The organism is bacterium (genome assembly GCA_037131655.1).
Taxonomy (GTDB): domain Bacteria; phylum Armatimonadota; class Fimbriimonadia; order Fimbriimonadales; family JBAXQP01; genus JBAXQP01.
In genome coordinates this window covers 1-1,517 of record JBAXQP010000479.1, presented here as the reverse complement: position 1 = coordinate 1,517, position 1,517 = coordinate 1, and the positions used below count along the sequence as shown (strand labels likewise).

The 1,517-nt window shown below is 50.8% G+C and carries 1 protein-coding gene; it reads left to right on the top strand.

Going from position 1 to position 1,517, the window contains the following annotated elements; translation table 11 throughout:
* Positions 1–1,178 (top strand): NPCBM/NEW2 domain-containing protein (locus tag WCO51_13810; protein ID MEI6514330.1); only part of this gene is annotated, 1,178 nt, incomplete at its 5' end.
* Positions 1,179–1,517: the final 339 nt, after the last annotated feature.

Genomic DNA, 1,517 nt, shown 5'->3' with positions numbered 1-1,517 from the left:
ATCCCGTTGTCTGCATATGCGGTCCCGGCATCCCCTGTCAGATGAACTTCGGGTTCCAAGCAATGGCTGCCGACCTAAAGATTATGCCGGAAGACTTGATCGTGGAAGGCTCCCCTGAACTCTACTCATGGTGCATCGAGCGCGGCATTACTCACCTTCTCTATATGGGCTTTGCAACGAACGTGTGCCTACTCAACAAAAACGTTGGCGTGGGGCAAATGTCCACCACGGGTATAAAGATCATCATCGCTCGTGACATGACTGATGGCTGGTACCCCTATGATCTTGATAAAGGACTCATGCCGGATGCCATTCAAGATGAGACTATCGCAACCCTTGAAAAGGCTGTCCCATCTATTGATGCCGTTAGCGAACTCAAGAAAGCCGGTTTATGGAAGGATGCATGGATCGTTGACCCCGTTCGAATGGCTCCCTGGGGACGTGAGGAACGACCTTATATCTTCGCTCAGTCCACCAGAGTCAGTCTCACCGCCCCGCTTGATGAAGGCGTCAAGATTTACTACACTTTGGATGGGACTAAGCCTGGCCTCAGTTCAAAGCTCTATTCAAGCCCAATCACAGTCACTAAAACAACCACAATAAGAGCCACCGCATTCCGCGGCAACAAACAAGCCTGCCTGGAAAGCGCCGGCTATTACGTTCCCCTGCCACCAGCACTCCCTGCGCCTGATGTGCATATCTCCGACCTCAAAGGTCTGCGCGAAACCTCAGGCGGTTACAATACCGCTGCCAATGAGCGCTACCGCATCCCCCGAACCCGTTTGCCCGCCAAGGACCAATCTAAGAACAGTACTCCCCTAATGCTCCGACAAAACCAATACGGCAAAGGCGTCGGTGTGGAAGCGCCATCTATGCTCATGTATGAAGTGAAGCCGGAGTACGACCGCTTCGTCGCCGAGTGCGGAGTAGATGAGTACTTACTCTGGGACGAAATAGGCGCAGCACGCGCACTGTTCCCCAAGCTCAAGTTCAAGGTCTTCATCGACGGCAAACTTGTCGCTGAGAGCCCCTGGCAGCGTTTCGCCCAACAACCCTGGCGTTTCGACGTAAAGATCCCCTTCCTCAGTCGTGCCATTAACCTGGTGGTCGTTCCCTCCGAGGATAGCCGCTACAGCTTCGCCGACTGGGTCAACGCAGGGTTTGTGATCAAGAAGTAACACTAGTAGCGCCGAAGTCATGTTGACTCCTGAATCAATAAGGCCTGGAATTTTCAATTCCAGGCCAAGTTCCATGTGGTACTACCGGTTTTTTCTTTGAACCTGATTCCTTGTAATCCTCTGTATTATTGCCCATGTGTTTCCACTGGCATCCATTCCGGTTGTCGTATAGAATTGATACTATTTAAGCCTTAAGTAGAGTATAAAGTGAAAAAGCCCGCCGAAGCATAAGTTAAGACGGGCTTTATAACAGGTAACGGTATTTTTTTGATACGCTCCTTGAGGCACAGGTGATTGTCAAAGGATGGGTTAAGTGTTATAATAAGTTTCGACCGCATA